This is a genomic window from Pseudomonas acericola (SeqCode) (assembly GCF_053456465.1).
In genome coordinates, this window is the sequence record NZ_JBRFJB010000001.1 from 266929 (window position 1) to 283626 (window position 16698).

Consider the following 16698-nt stretch of genomic DNA (forward strand, 5'->3'; position numbering starts at 1 on the left):
TGAGGTCAAGTGTGGGAGCTGGCTTGCCTGCGATGCAGGCAACTCGGTCTGTCCGCTAGATCCAGGTGATGCTATCGCAGGCAAGCCAGCTCTCACAGAAGGGCAACGAGGCGCTTGTCAGGGGGCGTAGTAGTACCCACGGCTACGCAACGCCACGATCCGTGGCCGGCCATCCGGGTGCGGGCCGATCTTTTTGCGCAGGTTGCTGACGTGCATGTCCAGGCTGCGATCGTAAAGGGTCAGCTTGCGGCCGAGGGCGATCTGCGCCAGTTCCTGTTTGTCCAGGGGCTCGCCGGGCTGGCGCAGCAAGGCTTCCAGCAGGCGGCTTTCGGAGACGGTGAGGGTGAATTCCTGCTCGTCGATGCTGACCACGCCGCGCACCGGGCTGAAGCACAGGTCGCCCAGTTCCATTTGCGTAGACACGGCGGCCGGGTGGCTGCGGCGCAGTACCGCGCGCAGGCGGGCGGTCAGTTCCCGTGGGTCGCACGGCTTGGCCAGGTAGTCGTCGGCGCCGAGTTCCAGGCCGAGGATGCGGTCCAGCGGTTCGCCCCGGGCCGACAGCATCAGCACGGGCAAGTCCGGGTGATCGGTGCGCAATTGCTTGAGCAGCTCCAGGCCGCTGCCATCGGGCAGCATCACATCCAGCACCACGGCGGCAGGCGCGCTGTCCGCCAAGGCTTTACGCGCGCTCAAACCGTCATGGCAGGCGCGCACCTGGAAGCCTTCCTGGCTCAACCAACTGGTCAGCAGCTCACAGAGCTCCTGGTCATCATCTATCAGTAACAGCTCGCTCATGACTCACTCAATTTAGCCATTGTCGACGGCGACGGTGCCCACCGCTGGCGAAGATCCCGCACAGCAAGGCGATCAGTGCGACGGCGCCACCGGTGACAAACCACTGTTGTTGCTCGGTCAGCCAACGGGTCAAGGCGCCGCCTTGTGTCTCTTTGAGTTGCTGGGACAGGCGTTGGTTCTCTTGGCGAAGGCGACTTAATTGCGCGCTTTCGCGGGCAGCATCCGCGTTTTGCAGTTGCTTGCTCAGTTCTTCACGTTGCCGCTCGCTGTCTTTCAAGCGTTGCTGCAACTCGCTGATCTGGCTGCCGGCACTCAACGACAGGGGCGTCGAATTGCCGGTATTCGGGGTTTCTTCAGCGTGGGCCGTAGCCCCGATCAATAACACTGCCAACAGACACAACTGACGTAAGCGCATCGGAACTCCTGATTCCACACGAATATTCAGGACGTTGTCGGCAGGTTACCGAGAATAATGAGCAATTAGGTGTGTGCCGAACGCAATCGGTCCGGCACAGGCTCGGGTCAAGGCAGGACTTGCTTGAACGGCTTGATCACCACGTCGGCATAAACGCCTGCCGCGATGTACGGATCGGCCTTGGCCCAGGCCTGGGCGTCTGCCAGCGAGGCGAACTCGGCGATGATCAGGCTACCGGTGAAACCGGCGGCGCCCGGGTCATTGCTGTCTACGGCCGGGTGCGGGCCGGCCAGTACGAGGCGGCCGTCGGCTTGCAGCTGCTTGAGGCGCTCGACGTGGGCCGGGCGCACGCTCAGGCGTTTTTCCAGGGAGTTGGCGACGTCGGTGGCAATGATGGCGTAGAGCATGTCAGTCCTCGGTTTTTGGCGTGGTAGGGGCGGCGTCATGCAGGTGGCGCGACAGGTAGATGCCCTGGCCGACCAGGAACAACACGGTCATGCCCAGGCTGCCGAACACTTTGAAGTCGACCCAGTAGTCCTGGAAGGTAAAGGCCACGAACAGGTTGGCGGCGCCGCAGAACAGGAAAAACACGATCCAGGCGACGTTCAAGCGTGTCCACACCGGCTCCGGCAGGGTCAGCGCATGGCCCATGATCCGCTTGATCAGCAGGCGGTCACCGATGAAGTGGCTGCCGATAAAGACCAGGGCGAACAGCCAGTTGACCACCGGCGCTTTCCATTTGAGGAAGGTTTCGCTGTGGAAGGCCAGGGTCAGGCCGCCGAAGACCAGGCAGGCGACCAGGGTCAGCCATTGGCTTTTTTCCAGCTTGCGCTGGGAGATGAAGATGGCGCCGTAGACGACGATAGAGCTGATGATCAGGACGGCGGTGGCGCTGTAGATGCCTCCGAATGACACCGGGTGACCGGCGATATCGAGGACCCGAGGGTCGATTTTGGTCACGATGAAAAACAGCAACAGCGGGATGAAGTCGATGAATTGTTTCACAGTAAGAGCCAGAAGCTGGATGTGGCGGCATAATAACAAACATCCTAGGTAGCGAAAGCGCCAGCTGACTTGAGGTTACACATCCCCGTGAATGTTGATTTGCACTGCCACAGCACGGCCTCCGACGGCGCCCTGGCGCCCGCGGTACTGGTTGCGCGTGCGTTTGAAAAAGGCGTGCGAGTCCTGGCCTTGACCGACCACGACACCCTTGAAGGCCTCGACGAGGCTCGCGAAGCCGCGCATGCGCTGGGTATGCAGTTGGTCAACGGCGTGGAGCTGTCCTGCACCTGGGGCGGCGCCACCATTCATGTGCTCGGCTACGGTTTCGATCAACAAGCCGCGCCGCTGGTGGCCGCCATCGCCGCTTTGCACGACGGCCGCTGGCTGCGTTCCGAAGAAATCAGCCGCAAACTCAGCCTCAAGGGCATGCCCAATGCCCTCGACGGCGCCCGTGCGATCCAGCAGGAATTGGGCGACAGCGGCAACGCCCCGGCCCGTCCGCACTTCGCCGACTGGATGGTGCGCGAGGGGTTCGTCAAGGACCGCGCCGAAGCCTTCCGCAAATGGCTGGGCGCCGGCAAGTTGGGTGACGTCAAGCAACACTGGCCGACTCTCGAAGACACGGTCGCGACCTTGCGAGCCGCCGGGGCCTGGGTCAGCCTGGCGCATCCATGGCATTACGATTTCACCCGCAGCAAGCGTCGCAAGCTGATCAGCGACTATATTGGAGCGGGAGGCCACGCGATCGAAGTGGTCAATGGGCATCAACCCGCTGAACAGGTCGGCAGCCTGGCTATTCTTGCCCGCGAATTTGGTCTGCTGGTCAGCGCCGGCAGTGATTTTCATGGCCCAGGTGGGTGGTCCGAAATCGGCGAGTATCGCCAGGTACCTGAAGACCTGCCGCTCTTGTCGGGGCGATTCAAGCATGACCCCATTACTGCCACCGTCTGAACAGGTAGAACACGTGAGTCAATTCTTCCAGATTCACCCGGAGAACCCCCAGGCGCGCCTGATCAAACAGGCCGTGGAGATCATTCGCGCCGGTGGCGTGGTGATCTATCCAACGGATTCGTCCTACGCCATCGGTTGCCAGATCGGCGACAAGGGCGCGGTCGAGCGTGTACGACGCCTGCGTCAATTGGACGACAAGCACAACTTTGCGCTGATCTGCAGCGACCTGTCCCAACTGGGCCTGTTCGCCAAGGTCGACACCGGCACCTTCCGCCTGCTCAAGGCGCACACGCCGGGGCCCTACACCTTTATTCTCAACGCCACCCGCGAAGTGCCGCGCCTATTGCTGCACCCGAAGAAACGCACCATCGGCCTGCGCGTGCCTGAGCATCCCATTGCCTTGGCGCTGCTTGAGGAGCTGGGTGAGCCGTTGATGAGCGTGTCGCTGATCATGCCCGGTGACACCGAGCCGCTGGAAGATCCGTACGAAATGCGCCAACTCCTGGAAAAACAGGTCGATCTGATCATCGATGGTGGCTTTGGCGGCAACAAAGCCTCCACCGTGATCAACCTGGCCGACGGCGAACCCGAAGTGATCCGCGTGGGTTGCGGTGACCCGGCGCCGTTCATGGTCGAGGCCTGAATGTCCGCCGTGGAAACCGTTGATCCCCAGGCCGGCGCCCAGCAGGAACTGCCGTTTGCCATGGTCTATGGCCAGGCGGTCATGGAAATGCCGCTGGACCTGTACATTCCGCCGGATGCGCTGGAAGTCTTCCTCGAAGCCTTCGAAGGCCCGCTGGACTTGCTGCTGTACCTGATCCGCAAGCAGAACATCAACATCCTCGACATCCCGGTGGCGGAAATCACCCGCCAGTACATGGGCTATGTGGAGTTGATGCAGTCGGTGCGCCTGGAACTGGCCGCCGAGTACCTGGTGATGGCCGCCATGCTCGCCGAGATCAAGTCGCGCATGCTGTTGCCGCGTTCGGAGACGGTGGAAGCCGAGGAAGACGACCCGCGCGCCGAGCTGATCCGTCGCCTGCAAGAGTACGAGCGCTTCAAGGCGGCTGCCGAAGGTATCGATGGCTTGAGCCGTGTGGGCCGCGATGTGGTGGTGCCCAAGCTGGATGCCCCCGAGGCCCGCGCGCGCAAGTTGTTGCCGGATGTGAGCCTGGAAGAATTGTTGATGTCCATGGCCGAAGTACTGCGCCGTGGCGATATGTTTGAAAGCCACCAGGTCAGCCGCGAGGCGCTGTCGACCCGCGAGCGTATGAGCGATGTGCTGGAGCGCCTCAAAGGCGGTGGATTTGTGCCGTTTGTCGAGCTGTTCACCAAAGAAGAAGGGCGCCTGGGGGTGGTGGTGACCTTTATGGCGGTGCTTGAACTGGTCAAGGAATCCTTGGTCGAGCTGGTCCAGAATGAGCCTTTTGCGGCTATCCACGTGCGGGCGCGAGCCGAATAAAGAGCTGAATCGATGAATCTGACTGAACCCCGCGAACTGGCCCCGTTGCTGGAGGCCTTTCTACTGGCCTCGGGCAAGCCGCAATCCCTGGAACGCCTGTTCGAACTCTTTGAAGAAGCCGAACGCCCCGAGCCGCCGGTGTTCAAGAAGGCGCTGGAGATCCTGCGCAAATCTTGCGATGGCCGCGCCTTTGAGCTGCGGGAAGTGGCATCGGGTTATCGCCTGCAGATCCGTGAGAAATTTTCCCCATGGGTCGGTCGCCTGTGGGAAGAGCGCCCGCAGCGTTATTCGCGGGCGATGCTGGAGACCATGGCGCTGATCGCCTATCGCCAGCCGATCACCCGGGGCGAGATCGAGGACGTGCGGGGTGTGGCGGTCAATAGCCATATCGTCAAGACGCTGCTGGAGCGCGAGTGGATTCGCATCGTCGGTTACCGTGATGTGCCCGGTAAGCCGGCGATGTTTGCTACCACCAAGGTGTTCCTCGACCACTTCAACCTGAAGAATCTCGACGACTTGCCGCCGCTGGCCGAGCTGCGCGAGATGGAGCCAGACCCGGTGCTGGACTTCGACGACGCGCCGGTGCCCGCCAGCCTGCAAGAGCTGGCCGATGCCAGCGCCGAGCCGGAAGAGCCGAAGGACGAAACCAGCTTCCACACCTTGTTGTTGGAATTGGATGACATGGAGCAGGGCATCAAGACTGACTTTGATGACCTGCTGCGTGATGGAGCTGTCGAGCCTGAGGCCGCGGAGAGCGCTGAGCCTGAACCCGAGCCTGAGGAAGACATTCTCGGCGTTGCCGAAGCCCGCGAAAAACTCCTGGCCGCTGTCGCCGCCCTCGAACAGCCGGCCCTGAGCGAAGAAGAAGCCGAAGCCCGCGCGCTGGCTGAAGCCATCGAAGCCGAACGCCGCAAATTCGAAGACTGACGCCGAACCCCTGTGGGAGCTGGCGGGCGGCACCGGTCGGCGGAAAAGTGAACGACTTTAGGCTTATCGACTAGTCTGTGATGCGCAACGCCCGCCATACGCGTATGATTCGCGACCCTTCGCCGACCTCTTCGGCCAAGACCCCGCTTTCAACACTCTTCAGGCCACGCCTGAATCGACCCACCGGGAGGTGCTTAAGATGAACGACAAAGACCAGAACGACAGCCAGGAAATCGGCCCAGCAGGTGAAAAACTGCAAAAGGTGCTGGCGCGTATCGGCGTGGGCTCGCGCCGCGACGTCGAAGCCTGGATCACCCAGAAGCGCATCAAGGTCAACGGCGTCGAGGCCACCCTCGGCCAGCGCGTCGACTTGCACGATGCAATCACCATTGATGGCAAGGTTATCAAGCGTGAAGAGGCCGCCGAATCGGTGCGCCGCGTGATCATGTACAACAAGCCTGACGGCGAGATCTGCACCCGTGACGACCCGGAAGGCCGTCCGACCGTGTTCGACAAGATGCCTAAGCCGAAAGAAGGCCGCTGGATCAACATCGGTCGCCTCGACATCAACACCACCGGCTTGCTGATGTTCACCACCGACGGTGAACTGGCCAACCGCCTGATGCACCCGTCCTACGAGATGGACCGCGAATACGCAGTGCGTGTACGTGGCGAAGTCGATGACGAGATGATCGAGCGCTTGAAAGCCGGCGTGGTGCTGGAAGACGGCCCGGCCAAGTTCACCGACATCAAGCAAGCGCCAGGCGGTGAAGGTTTCAACCACTGGTACCACTGCGTGGTGATGGAAGGCCGTAACCGCGAAGTACGTCGCCTGTGGGAATCCCAGGGCCTGGTGGTCAGCCGCCTGAAGCGCGTGCGTTTCGGCCCGGTGTTCCTGAACTCCGACCTGCCGATGGGCCGCTGGCGCGAAATGAGCCAGTACGAAGTGGACATCCTCAGTGCCGAAGTGGGCCTGACGCCGGTCGCGATGCCGCAGATGAACGCCAAGAGCAAAGACAAGCTTGAGCGTATGCAGCGTAAATCGTCGCGTCCTGTCGCCCGTACCGAGCGCGTTGCCCGTACCGTGCGCCCGGCGCTGGATGCACCGGCCACTGGCGGGCGTATTTCCCGTCAGCCGCACATCGAAGGCGAGCGTCGCCCAACCGCGCCATCGCGTCAGGAAGGCGAACGTGCTCCGCGCACGCCGCGTCCGGCCCCGGCCGGTGGTCGCAGCAACCGTGGTGAAGCCGAGCGCCCGGCCGACAACGCCAGCACCAAGCGTCCAGCCAAGCCAGCGGCGAACAAGCGCCCTGGCCCGAAACTGGTCGCGGACGAGCCGTCGGGCAAGCGCCGTGGCGCCCCGGCCGGTTCGGGCCAGCGTCCTGGTTTTGGTCGCAAGAAGCCTTAAAGGCAGCGGCTGGTTTTTAGCGGCAAGCTGCAAGAAAGAACGCCAGCCTTCGGGTTGGCGTTTTTTTTTGTTTTGAATTTGAAATGCGATGACACCTGTGGAAGCAAGCCTAATGTGGGAGCGGGCTTGCCCGCGATGGCGGTGTGTCATTGGATGCATCTTTGACTGGCCCACCGCAATCGCGGGCAAGCCCGCTCCCACAGTTGATCTCCAGTGTCTGTAACGCGTGTATTCCGCTCTGTAACGAATAGTTTACGAAATGGTGGCGTGTTTATTGGGGTAGGTGACGCTGTAAGGATTACCTGACAGTTCTGATCCTCAACAACAAGACTCGGCCTGAAGCTTCTCTGCGTGTACAATCCGCCGCGTTTTACTGTGACCCCCCTTGCGTACCCACGCAAAAGGCCAAGACCCAGGGTTTGCCTACCCTGATCACTCCGCCTGGCCACGAGCCGGACGGGTTCGATTTCGTCACAGATAAAAACAAACAGGTGACGCATGACCGATATAAACACGCTGTACTCCTGGTGCCTGCGCTGGGGTTTGAGCGGCGCTGCTTGAGTCGAGATTCGAGCGAGCGACGTGCATTCAACATCATCAAACCTTGCGTGAGACCCTTTTCATGAGTGGACCCCATTCCTCTTCAGGCGAGCTGAAACGCGGCCTGAAAAATCGTCATATCCAGTTGATCGCCCTCGGTGGCGCCATCGGCACCGGCCTGTTCCTCGGCTCGGCCGGGGTGCTCAAATCCGCCGGCCCGTCGATGATCCTGGGCTATGCCATCTGCGGCTTTATCGCCTTCATGATCATGCGCCAGCTCGGCGAGATGATCGTCGAAGAGCCGGTGGCCGGTTCCTTCAGCCACTTTGCCCACAAGTACTGGGGCGGTTTCGCCGGCTTCCTGTCGGGTTGGAACTGCTGGATCCTGTACATTCTCGTGGGCATGTCGGAGCTGACGGCTGTCGGCAAATATGTGCATTACTGGTGGCCAGAGATCCCGACCTGGGTCTCGGCGGCGGCGTTCTTCGTGCTGATCAACCTGATCAACCTGGCCAACGTCAAAGTGTTCGGTGAAGCCGAGTTCTGGTTTGCCATCATCAAGGTGGTGGCCATCGTCGGCATGATCGCCCTGGGCAGCTATCTGCTGGTCAGCGGCAGCGGCGGCCCGCAAGCGTCGGTGAGCAACCTGTGGGAACACGGCGGCTTCTTCCCCCACGGCGTGGGCGGTCTGGTGATGGCCATGGCGATCATCATGTTCTCGTTCGGTGGCCTGGAAATGCTCGGTTTCACCGCTGCCGAGGCTGACCAGCCACGCACGGTGATCCCGAAAGCGATCAACCAGGTGATCTACCGCATCCTGATCTTCTACATCGGTGCCCTGGTGGTGCTGTTGTCGTTGACGCCGTGGGACAGCCTGCTGACCACCCTCAATGCGTCTGGCGATGCCTACAGCGGCAGCCCGTTCGTACAGGTGTTCTCGATGCTGGGCAGCAACACCGCGGCACACATCCTCAACTTCGTGGTACTGACGGCGGCACTGTCGGTGTACAACAGTGGCACCTACTGCAACAGCCGCATGTTGCTGGGCATGGCTGAGCAGGGCGATGCACCCAAGGCGCTGGCGAAGATCGACAAACGCGGCGTGCCGGTGCGCTCGATCCTCGCCTCGGCGGCGGTGACCCTGGTGGCGGTGCTGATGAACTACCTGATCCCGCAACACGCGCTGGAACTGCTGATGTCGCTGGTGGTGGCCACGTTGGTGATCAACTGGGCGATGATCAGCTTCTCCCACTTCAAGTTCCGCCAGCACATGAACCGCACCGGGCAGGTGCCGCTGTTCAAGGCGTTGTGGTACCCGTACGGCAACTTCGTCTGCCTGGCGTTCGTCGCGTTTATCCTGGTGGTCATGCTGATGATCCCGGGGATCCAGGTGTCGGTGTACGCGATCCCGGTGTGGGTGGCGTTTATGGCGGTGTGCTACTGGATCAAGAACAAGCGCAAGGCGCAGGCAGCCCTGAGCACAACAGGGACGGTTCTGGAGTAGGAACCCTTCCGTAAACAGAAAACCCGGCGCTTTGCCGGGTTTTTTGTTGGCGTTGACGGGGTAGACTCGCGCCTCGTTTTAATTTGCTACAGGCTCGGAGGCCCCATGCACCACACCGACATCGACGGCGGCACCTTGCAACGCGCTGACCTGGAAGACCTGATCGACCAGCACAGCGGCCCGTTGCGCCTGATTGGCGTGGACCTGAGCGGCGCCGACCTGTCGCGCATGGTGCTCGATCACTGGATCTTCGAACGCTGCATCCTTATCCAGACCTCGCTCCTCGGCTCCCGCCTGGAGGGCACCCAATGGAAAAGCTGCCGCGCCAGCCTCGCGATCTTTGAAGCGGCGAACCTGCTGGAAGCGCAGTTCCACAGTTGCGACCTGAACAACACCCGCTGGCAGCGCAGCAAGCTGCCCCAGGCGAGTTTCGAGCACTGCAAGTTGACCGGTGCCAACTTCACCCATTGTGCGTCCCTGGGCTTGAGTTTCAGCGAGACGCGGCTCAACAGCGCCTTCCTGTCCGGGTTGTCGTTTGCGCGCACGGTGCTGAATAACCTGGATTTCTCCGACAGCGACTTGTCGGACGCAGACTTTCGCAAGGCCGAATTGATCGATTGCAGCCTCGCCCACGCGCGTATCAACGGTGCCAACTTTGCCGGTGCCGACCTGCGGGGCGCGGATTTGAGCGGGTTTCGCCTCAATGATGCCAAACTGTTCAAAGGCGCCGTGATTTCCAAAGCCCAGGCGTCGATGTTGTTGTCCGAGTTGGGCTTGTCCGTTGCCTAGGGTTTTTGATTGATGCTGGTGATTTCCAACAATGTGCACCTGCCGGATGCCGAGATCGAGTTGACCGCGATTCGCGCCCAGGGCGCCGGTGGGCAGAACGTCAACAAGGTGTCGAGCGCGGTGCACCTGCGTTTTGATATTCCGGCGTCGTCGTTGCCGGAGTTTTATAAGGAGCGGCTGCTGGCGCTGCGCGACAGTCGCATTACCAGCGAAGGTGTGCTGGTGCTCAAGGCCCAGCAATATCGGACCCAGGAGCAGAATCGCGCGGATGCGCTGGAGCGCCTGGTGGAGTTGATCCTCAGTGCCACCAAGGTCGAGAAGAAGCGCCGTCCGACCAAGCCCACCCTGGGCTCGAAAAAACGCCGGCTGGAATCCAAGACCAAGCGCGGCACCATCAAGGCCGGGCGCGGCAAGGTCGACTTCTAGTCGCCGCGCGCCTCGCGGGCCTTGGGCGCTTGTCGGTATAGGTAGACGCTCAGCAGCAAACCACCGAGGGCGGCAAGGGCGGCGAACAGGAAGATCGACGCAAAGCCGAACCCTGCCGCAACCGCCCCGGCCAACGGACCGGTAATCCCCAGCGACAAGTCGATGAACAGCGAGTAAGCCCCCACCGCCGAGCCACGGCTGGACGCCGGTACCAGGTTGACCGCTTCGACGCCCAGCGCCGGAAACACGAGGGAAAAGCCAAACCCGCTCAAGGCCGCACCGGCCAGGGCCAGGTTGGCGTCCGGCGCCAGCCACAACAACAGCAGGCCGAGGATTTCCACGGACAGGCAGGCAATCGCCACGCGAAAGCCGCCGATCCGGTTGATCAGGTTGCCAAACAGCAGGCGTGCGCCGATAAAACTGGCGCCGAACAGGCTCAGGGCCCACACGGCGTTGTCCCAGTGCTGGGTGGTGTAATACAGGGTGATAAAGGTGGCGATGGTGCCGAAACCGATGGAGCCCAGCGCCAACGCGCAACCGTGGGGCAGGACGCGGCCCAGCACGTTCATGAAGGGCAAGCGTACGCCGGCGACGATGGGCGCGGGTTCCTTCTTCCAGGCCAGCAGCAGGCCGATGATCGCCAGCAGGATGATGCTGACGCCCATGCTCCACAGCCCGAGATGGCTGACCAGCAACACCCCCAGCGGCGCGCCGACGGCGAGGGCGCCGTAGCTGGCGATACCGTTCCAGGAAATGACCTTGGCCGTATTGGCCGCACCGACGCGGCCGATGCCCCAGCCAATGGCACCCGAGCCGACCAGGCTCTCCGCGCTGCCCAAGACCAGGCGGCCAATCAGCAGGCTACCGAGGCTGACGGCCGGCAAGCTGGCAAACCACGCCGCCAGCAGCATGAACACACCGCTCAAGCCGCAGCCCGCCAAGCCGATCACCACGGCGCGCTTGCTGCCCAGGTTGTCGATGATTTTGCCGGCGTACGGACGGCTCAGCAGGGTGGCCAGGTATTGCACGCTGATCACCAACCCGGCGATCACGGCGCCGTAGCCCAGTTCACTGTGGACATAGCCCGGCAATACGGCGAGGGGAATGCCGATATTCAGGTAGCCGATAAAGGTGAACAACACGATGGAAACAACTTGCAGCGTGACCGCCATGGGGCGCTGGGTATCTGGCATGGGAGAGGTCCACAGTCGCAGCAGGTAAAGATAGGCTGCTAATGATACCGGTGGTTGGGCTCGCGCAGGGCGGTAAATCGCAAAAACGTCAGATCAAAAAGACGTCAGGGCTGGGAGGGGGCGAGCAGTTGGGTGGTGACCAGAGCGGCCAAGGCGTTTTCCTGGGTGCCGAAGCGCTTGAGCAACATGGCTTGTTTGTCCGCGCTGAGGCGGTTCCATACTTCGACCATCTGCAAGGCAGCGTCGAGCACGGCGGTGTCTGGGGTGTCGGTCATGGTGGGTATCCAGGTCTATTCAGGCAGTGTGGAAAGCGCTCAAAGCTGCGCTTTCCACACGGTCTGGTACGGCGTCAGTCCTGGCTTTCGCTGTCGACTGGTTTGGCTTCTTTGGCCTCAGGCTGTTTGTCGCTGGCCTGCTGCGGTGTTGGCTGCTCTGTAGGGTGCAGGCTTGGGAAGGGGAGATTAGGTATCTCGTGCATCGTCGTCGCTCCTCGCAAGGTCTGTTTTTTCAATCGCAGGTGATTCCGCGCTCTCAAAAAGCCTTGGCAGGATACAGCACTGCAAATGACAAAAAGAATTTTATGTCGGCGGATGTCGGAACTTTCATCCTTTAACGCAAGTGACATGAGGTCACAGGCCTAGAACGGCACCTTGCCGAGGATCATGTCGCGATACATCACGAAATCCCCCAATAAGCTGTAGAACGGGTGTTTAAACGTCGCTGGACGGTTCTTTTCGAAGAAGAAGTGGCCGATCCAGGCAAAGCTGTAGCCGGCGATCGGGATAGCCAGCAGCAAGCCCAGCGAACCCCGACCAATGGCGTAGGCCAGGATGCCGATCACCAGGGTGGTGCCGATGAAGTGCAGGCGTCGGCAGGTGCTGTTGCCGTGCTCTTTCAGGTAATAGGGGTAGAACTCGGCAAAGCTGTTGAATTGCTTAACATTTTCCACGATGACCGGCCCTTTGATTGTTGTGCCGCCCAACAGATGTTCGGCGGGGAGCTTATTTGAGTCTAGAGTGATCAGTGGTAACAGCCAGTGACAATAGATGCCACTTTAGTATCCTTGGCTTTCCTGGCTGCCGTTTTAAGCCTGCTTTATTAAGAAGACGCCATGAGCGAACGAACAACTTCTGCAAGCTGGGCGATGGGGATAGTCAAGGCATTGGAGATGGACGGCCTGGATTGCCGAGCCCTGTTCAAGCAGCTGGGCCTGGACTACAGCGCCCTGAGCGATCCCGATGCGCGCTTCCCACAAGACTCCATGACCCGCCTGTGGCAGCGGGCGGTGGAGCTGTCGGGCAACCCGGCGATTGGCTTGAATATGGGCAAAGTGGTGCGCCCCGCTTCGTTTCATGTGGCGGGGTATGCGCTGATGTCCAGCAACACGCTGGCCGAAGGTTTTATGCGCCTGGTGCGTTACCAGCGGATCATTGCTGAAAGCGCCGACCTGAGTTTCCGATTATTGCCCGAAGGCTATGCGCTGATTCTGACGGTGCATGGCGATCATCTGCCACCCACCCGGCAAAGCGCCGAAGCCTCGCTGGCCAGCGCCCTGGCCCTGTGCGGCTGGCTTACCGGGCGCACCTTGCAGCCGCGTAAAGTGCTGTTGCAAGGCGACCAGCCCGAGGACCTGGCGCCCTACAAACAAGCGTTCCATGCCCCCCTGGAGTTCAATGCGCCGTATGACGCGCTGATTTTCGAGCGGGCCGATATGGACGCGCCACTGCCCACCGCCAACGAAGCCATGGCGCTGTTGCATGATCGATTTGCCGGAGAATACCTGGCGCGCTTCTCGGAAAGCCGCGTGACCCACAAGGCGCGCCAGGTGCTGTGCCGCCTGCTGCCCCAGGGCGAGCCCAAGCGTGAAGTGGTGGCCCAGACCCTGCACCTGTCCCAGCGCACCTTGCAGCGGCGCTTGCAGGAGGAGGGCACCAGTTTCCAGACCTTGCTCGACGACACCCGTCGCGAACTGGCCGAGCAGTACCTGGCGCAGCCGAGCATGACCTTGCTGGAAATCGCCTACCTGTTGGGGTTTGCCGACCCGAGTAACTTCTTCCGCGCGTTTCGCCGCTGGTTCGATGCCACGCCCGGCGAATACCGGGCGCGGTTGCTGGAGGCGTCGCTGGTCAGTGGCGCCAAAACGCCGGAATACACAGCACAAACACTGTAATGATCTCCAGCCGGCCCAGCAGCATGCCCAGCGACAGAATCCACTTGGCCGCGTCCGGCAGGCTGGCGAAGTTGCCGGCCGGGCCGATGGTTTCCCCCAGGCCCGGGCCGACGCCGGACACCGTGCTGGCGGCGCCGGTCAACGCGGTCATCCAGTCCAGGCCGAGTAGCGACAGGGCCAGGGCGATGGCGCAGATGGTGATGGCGAAGAAAAACGAGAAGGTCAGGATCGACCGCACGATCTCTTCGTCGAGACGGTGGCCGTTGTACTTCTGCTTGATCACCGCGCGGGGGTGAATCAGTTGGTTCAAGTTGGCCTTGAGCAGGATGTAGGCGACCTGGAAGCGGAAGATCTTGATCCCGCCGGCCGTGGAGCCCGAGCAACCGCCGATAAAGCCCAGGTAGAAAAACAGCATCAGTGAGAAGTTGCCCCACAGGCTGTAGTCCCCGAGTGCGAAGCCGGTGGTGGTCACCACCGATGTCACGTTCAGCGCCACGTGGCGCAGGGCGTCCAGCCAATGCAGGTCGGTGGTCCACCAGTACCAGGTGCCGAGCACCAGCCAGGTCACCAGCAGCAAACCGAGCAAACCTTGCACCTGCTGGTCCTTGATCAAGGCCTTGCGGTTGCCGCGCAACGTCGCCACATACAGGGTGAACGGCAAGCTGCCGAGGATCATCACCACCACGGCGACCCAATGCACCGCGGGTTGTTTCCAGTGGGCCAGGGATTCATCGGAGGTGGAAAAACCGCCGGTGGAAATCGCCGACATCGCATGGTTGATCGCATCGAACAAACCCATCCCGGCCCACCAGAAGGCCAGGCTGCCAAGGATGGTGATGCCCACGTACGCCGCCACGATCAGCCGCGCCACCATGTGCGATCGCGGCATGACCTTTTCCGAGCGGTCCGAGGATTCGGTCTGGAACAGGCGCATGCCACCGATGCGCAGCAGCGGCAGGATCGCCACCGCCATGCCGATAAAGCCGATGCCCCCCAGCCAGTGCAGGAGCGAGCGCCACATCAGGATGCCGGGGGACATGCTGTCCAGCCCGCTCAATACGGTGGAACCGGTGGCGGTGATGCCGGACATGCTTTCAAAAAACGAGTCGGTGTAGCTGATGTGCTGGGTCAGCAGGAACGGCAGCGCGGCAAAGATGCACACCACCACCCAGCTGGTGACGGTCAGCAGGTACATGTCCCGTGGCCGCAGGTGCACGTGTTCGGGGCGCCCGGGGATGACCAGGGCCAGGCCGGCGAGAAAGGTGATCATGCTGGCCCACAGGAACGACGGCAGGTCTTGGGTGCGTTCGAAGATCACCAGGGTGGCCATGGGCACGACCATGGCGATCGCGAGGGTGATCAGGAAGATGCCGATGATGAAACCGATGATGCGTAGGGTCGGCAACGCCATGAGTGAACTCAGGTATGTGGGAGTGGCGTCATTCTACCTACGGTGCAGGTCTTGTAAACCGGGGCTTGGACGCAACGCAGAGCAAATGTGGGAGCTGGCTTGCCTGCGATAGCGGTGGGTCAGTCACTCCTTCATCAACTGATCCACCGCTATCGCAGGCAAGCCAGCTCCCACAGGAGTATGAGGTGACCGAGGGTGCGTGCATAAAAAAGGCGACCCGAAGGTCGCCTTTTTTCAACTCGGCACTGATCAGAACTCGTGATCAGCGTTATCCGGGTTCAGGTCGCTGATGCCCAGCTTGCCTGCAGCGGCTTCGATCGAACCGGTCTGCTTGACCAGTGCGGCGATGGCGTCGCGTACGATCTGGTTGCCTGCATCGTTGCCGGCGGCGATCAATTGGTCGTAGTGCTCACCTTTGCCAGCGTGATCAACCATGACCTGGATCTTCGCTTCGGTCGCCGCCAGGTCAGCCTTCAAGGCGCTGTCGGCAGCCGGGTCGGCCTTGGCCACCAGGGACGACAGGCTGGCGCCGGTCATCTGGGTGCCGTCGGTGCGGGTGTACTCGCCCAGGTAGACGTTGCGGATGCCCTTGGCGTCGTAGAAGTGCGAGTTGTGGGTGTTGTCGCTGAAGCAGTCCTGCTCGTCTTCTGGCGAGTTGGCTTCCAGGGAAACCTTCATGCGCTCACCGGCCAGCTCGCCGAGGGACAGGCTGCCCATGCCGAACAGCATTTTGCGCAGGCCGTCGGTGGCAGGTTCTGCTTCCAGGGTGGCGCGGTAGTTGTCGGCGACGTTTGGCTTCCAGTTGCCGACCATTTCTTCCAGGTCGCTCACCAGCAATTGGGTCACGGCGCTCAGGTAGGCGCGGCGACGCTCGTTGTGGCCGCCCGTGGCGCCGTCACCGGTCAGGTAGTCCGAGGCCGGACGGTTGCCCGCGCCAGGGCCGGTGCCGTTGAGGTCTTGGCCCCACAGCAGGAATTCGATGGCATGGTAGCCGGTGGCAACGTTGGCTTCGGAACCACCCAGCTCATTGAGGCTGGCGAGTTTTTCCGGGGTGATTTCCTTCACGTCGACTTTGTCTTCGCCGACCTGGATCTCGGTGTTGGCGATGATGTTGGCGGTGGCACCCGGGTTGCCCAGGGCGTGTTCGTAGGACTTGTCGACGTAGTCGATCAGGCCTTCGTCCAGTGGCCATGCGTTCACCTGGCCTTCCCAGTCATCGATGATGGTGTTGCCGAAGCGGAACACTTCGCTCTGCAGGTACGGCACGCGGGCGGCAACCCAGGCGGCGCGGGCGGCTTTCAGGGTTTCGTCGCTTGGCTTGGCGAGGAACGCGTCGATCGCGGTTTGCAGGGTTTTTGCGGTGGATTCTGCGTCGCTGTAGACCGCGAACACCATGTCAGCGTAATGCGCGACCACAGCCTTGGCGGCGGCTTCGTCAACCTGGCCGGCAGGGGTGGCAGCCGCTGGAGCGGTAGTGCTGGCAGCCGGGGTCGGCGCCTGTGGCGCGGCGGCCTTGTCTTTACCTTCGCCGCAACCGGCGAGAGAAATGGCAATGGCCAGCAGACTGGCGGTGGCCAGGGGCATACGAATCATGGCGAACATCCTGCTTCGGTTGTTGATAGGGCGCGCGGGGGGAGCGCAAAACTGCGACATAATGCGAAAGATTTGCATTTTGTGTAAAGGCTTAAACGCGGGAAATATT

Annotated in this window: 19 protein-coding genes; 9 read left to right on the forward strand and 10 right to left on the reverse strand. The window is 61.6% G+C overall.

Annotated features, from left to right (window positions below):
• Window positions 1–117 precede the first annotated feature (117 nt).
• The 4 genes from ACU688_RS01190 to ACU688_RS01205 form a co-directional block, all read right to left on the reverse strand.
• A complete protein-coding gene (locus ACU688_RS01190) occupies window positions 118–795 on the reverse strand; it encodes a response regulator transcription factor (RefSeq protein WP_448183371.1) in 678 nt (225 codons plus the stop codon).
• A 7-nt stretch (window positions 796–802) separates the two neighbouring features.
• Window positions 803–1210, reverse strand: coding sequence for an SH3 domain-containing protein (locus ACU688_RS01195; protein ID WP_448183372.1), 408 nt, complete (start codon window positions 1208–1210; stop codon window positions 803–805).
• Window positions 1211–1317: 107 nt separating this feature from the next.
• Window positions 1318–1617, reverse strand: coding sequence for a YciI family protein (locus ACU688_RS01200; RefSeq protein ID WP_448183373.1), 300 nt, complete (start codon window positions 1615–1617; stop codon window positions 1318–1320).
• A 1-nt stretch (window position 1618) separates the two neighbouring features.
• Complete coding sequence (locus tag ACU688_RS01205) at window positions 1619–2215, reverse strand: septation protein A (RefSeq protein WP_448183374.1); 597 nt, start codon at window positions 2213–2215, stop codon at window positions 1619–1621.
• An 87-nt stretch (window positions 2216–2302) separates the two neighbouring features.
• Here ACU688_RS01205 and ACU688_RS01210 point away from each other — a divergent pair, with 87 nt between their 5' ends.
• From ACU688_RS01210 to arfB, 8 genes are all read left to right on the forward strand, one after another.
• The gene (locus tag ACU688_RS01210; RefSeq protein ID WP_448183375.1) at window positions 2303–3166 is read left to right on the forward strand and encodes a PHP domain-containing protein; all 864 of its coding nucleotides are present in this window, start codon (window positions 2303–2305) and stop codon (window positions 3164–3166) included.
• 13 nt (window positions 3167–3179) lie between these two features.
• Window positions 3180–3809 carry an L-threonylcarbamoyladenylate synthase gene (locus tag ACU688_RS01215; protein WP_448184013.1) on the forward strand — a complete coding sequence of 210 codons (630 nt, stop codon included), beginning with the start codon at window positions 3180–3182 and terminating at the stop codon, window positions 3807–3809.
• Window positions 3810–4628 (forward strand): segregation and condensation protein A, encoded by an 819-nt coding sequence (locus tag ACU688_RS01220; RefSeq protein WP_124524903.1) that lies wholly within the window; start codon window positions 3810–3812, stop codon window positions 4626–4628.
• A gap of 12 nt (window positions 4629–4640) precedes the next feature.
• The gene (gene scpB / locus ACU688_RS01225; protein WP_448183376.1) at window positions 4641–5555 is read left to right on the forward strand and encodes an SMC-Scp complex subunit ScpB; all 915 of its coding nucleotides are present in this window, start codon (window positions 4641–4643) and stop codon (window positions 5553–5555) included.
• Window positions 5556–5754: 199 nt separating this feature from the next.
• Window positions 5755–6963, forward strand: a complete 1209-nt coding sequence (gene rluB / locus ACU688_RS01230; RefSeq protein WP_305431118.1) for a 23S rRNA pseudouridine(2605) synthase RluB — start codon at window positions 5755–5757, stop codon at window positions 6961–6963.
• A 622-nt stretch (window positions 6964–7585) separates the two neighbouring features.
• Entirely contained in the window at window positions 7586–9007 is a 1422-nt protein-coding gene (locus tag ACU688_RS01235; protein WP_448183377.1) for an amino acid permease, read from the forward strand.
• Window positions 9008–9112: 105 nt separating this feature from the next.
• A complete protein-coding gene (locus tag ACU688_RS01240) occupies window positions 9113–9796 on the forward strand; it encodes a pentapeptide repeat-containing protein (RefSeq protein ID WP_448183378.1) in 684 nt (227 codons plus the stop codon).
• 12 nt (window positions 9797–9808) lie between these two features.
• Window positions 9809–10222, forward strand: coding sequence for an alternative ribosome rescue aminoacyl-tRNA hydrolase ArfB (gene arfB, locus ACU688_RS01245; RefSeq protein WP_016973225.1), 414 nt, complete (start codon window positions 9809–9811; stop codon window positions 10220–10222).
• Here arfB and ACU688_RS01250 read toward each other — a convergent pair.
• From ACU688_RS01250 to ACU688_RS01265, 4 genes are all read right to left on the reverse strand, one after another.
• Window positions 10219–11415: an MFS transporter gene (locus ACU688_RS01250; protein ID WP_448183379.1), complete on the reverse strand. Its 1197-nt coding sequence runs from the start codon at window positions 11413–11415 to the stop codon at window positions 10219–10221. The genes arfB and ACU688_RS01250 overlap by 4 nt on opposite strands.
• 104 nt (window positions 11416–11519) lie before the next feature.
• Window positions 11520–11690: a hypothetical protein gene (locus ACU688_RS01255; protein WP_448183380.1), complete on the reverse strand. Its 171-nt coding sequence runs from the start codon at window positions 11688–11690 to the stop codon at window positions 11520–11522.
• Between the two features lie 74 nt (window positions 11691–11764).
• Window positions 11765–12040 carry a hypothetical protein gene (locus ACU688_RS01260; protein WP_448184039.1) on the reverse strand — a complete coding sequence of 92 codons (276 nt, stop codon included), beginning with the start codon at window positions 12038–12040 and terminating at the stop codon, window positions 11765–11767.
• Window positions 12041–12052: 12 nt separating this feature from the next.
• Window positions 12053–12364, reverse strand: coding sequence for an Mpo1-like protein (locus ACU688_RS01265; protein WP_257782669.1), 312 nt, complete (start codon window positions 12362–12364; stop codon window positions 12053–12055).
• A gap of 162 nt (window positions 12365–12526) precedes the next feature.
• Between ACU688_RS01265 and ACU688_RS01270 the strand changes: the two genes are divergently transcribed.
• Window positions 12527–13585 (forward strand): AraC family transcriptional regulator, encoded by a 1059-nt coding sequence (locus ACU688_RS01270; RefSeq protein WP_448183381.1) that lies wholly within the window; start codon window positions 12527–12529, stop codon window positions 13583–13585.
• On the opposite strand, the gene ACU688_RS01275 is transcribed toward ACU688_RS01270, so the two are convergent.
• Complete coding sequence (locus tag ACU688_RS01275) at window positions 13542–14996, reverse strand: TrkH family potassium uptake protein (RefSeq protein ID WP_448183382.1); 1455 nt, start codon at window positions 14994–14996, stop codon at window positions 13542–13544. The two genes, ACU688_RS01270 and ACU688_RS01275, sit on opposite strands and share 44 nt — an antisense overlap.
• 249 nt (window positions 14997–15245) lie before the next feature.
• On the reverse strand, window positions 15246–16589 hold the full coding sequence (locus tag ACU688_RS01280; RefSeq protein WP_448183383.1) for an imelysin family protein: 1344 nt from the start codon (window positions 16587–16589) through the stop codon (window positions 15246–15248).
• Between the last annotated feature and the right edge of the window lie 109 nt (window positions 16590–16698).

Coding starts and splice junctions, on each gene's coding strand:
- ACU688_RS01190 (WP_448183371.1), bottom strand. CDS start 795: ATGAGCGAGCTGTTACTGATAGATGATGACCAGGAGCTCTGTGAGCTG.
- ACU688_RS01195 (WP_448183372.1), bottom strand. CDS start 1,210: ATGCGCTTACGTCAGTTGTGTCTGTTGGCAGTGTTATTGATCGGGGCT.
- ACU688_RS01200 (WP_448183373.1), bottom strand. CDS start 1,617: ATGCTCTACGCCATCATTGCCACCGACGTCGCCAACTCCCTGGAAAAA.
- ACU688_RS01220 (WP_124524903.1), top strand. CDS start 3,810: ATGTCCGCCGTGGAAACCGTTGATCCCCAGGCCGGCGCCCAGCAGGAA.
- scpB (WP_448183376.1), top strand. CDS start 4,641: ATGAATCTGACTGAACCCCGCGAACTGGCCCCGTTGCTGGAGGCCTTT.
- rluB (WP_305431118.1), top strand. CDS start 5,755: ATGAACGACAAAGACCAGAACGACAGCCAGGAAATCGGCCCAGCAGGT.
- ACU688_RS01235 (WP_448183377.1), top strand. CDS start 7,586: ATGAGTGGACCCCATTCCTCTTCAGGCGAGCTGAAACGCGGCCTGAAA.
- ACU688_RS01240 (WP_448183378.1), top strand. CDS start 9,113: ATGCACCACACCGACATCGACGGCGGCACCTTGCAACGCGCTGACCTG.
- arfB (WP_016973225.1), top strand. CDS start 9,809: ATGCTGGTGATTTCCAACAATGTGCACCTGCCGGATGCCGAGATCGAG.
- ACU688_RS01250 (WP_448183379.1), bottom strand. CDS start 11,415: ATGCCAGATACCCAGCGCCCCATGGCGGTCACGCTGCAAGTTGTTTCC.
- ACU688_RS01255 (WP_448183380.1), bottom strand. CDS start 11,690: ATGACCGACACCCCAGACACCGCCGTGCTCGACGCTGCCTTGCAGATG.
- ACU688_RS01260 (WP_448184039.1), bottom strand. CDS start 12,040: ATGTCACTTGCGTTAAAGGATGAAAGTTCCGACATCCGCCGACATAAA.
- ACU688_RS01270 (WP_448183381.1), top strand. CDS start 12,527: ATGAGCGAACGAACAACTTCTGCAAGCTGGGCGATGGGGATAGTCAAG.
- ACU688_RS01275 (WP_448183382.1), bottom strand. CDS start 14,996: ATGGCGTTGCCGACCCTACGCATCATCGGTTTCATCATCGGCATCTTC.
- ACU688_RS01280 (WP_448183383.1), bottom strand. CDS start 16,589: ATGATTCGTATGCCCCTGGCCACCGCCAGTCTGCTGGCCATTGCCATT.